We start from the raw sequence: 247 nt of genomic DNA, 5'->3' as shown, positions 1-247 counted from the left end.
ATCAGCGGGCGGATCGCGACGAGCGCGAGCCAGCCCATCAGCACGTACAGCACCATCGACACGATGCGCGTGCGCCGTCCGAGCGTGAGCTCCTGCGCGATCCCGAATGCGGCGAGCCCCCAGCTCACGCCGAACAGCGACCAGCCCCACGGGCCGCGCAGCGTGACGAGCGCGAAGGGCGTGTAGCTGCCCGCGATCAGCAGATAAATGGCCGAATGGTCGCACTTCTGCAGGATCGCCTTGAGCC

The 247-nt window shown here is 68.0% G+C and carries 1 protein-coding gene; it reads right to left on the bottom strand.

From position 1 onward, the window contains the following. The coding region (gene trhA / locus SB816_RS34010) for a PAQR family membrane homeostasis protein TrhA (protein WP_410548500.1) at positions 1 to 247 on the bottom strand (247 nt) is incomplete at both ends.

It is taken from the genome of Achromobacter sp. SIMBA_011, from assembly GCF_046535435.1.
Classification (GTDB): domain Bacteria; phylum Pseudomonadota; class Gammaproteobacteria; order Burkholderiales; family Burkholderiaceae_B; genus Achromobacter; species Achromobacter dolens.
This window is presented reverse-complemented; position numbering and strand designations above follow the sequence as displayed.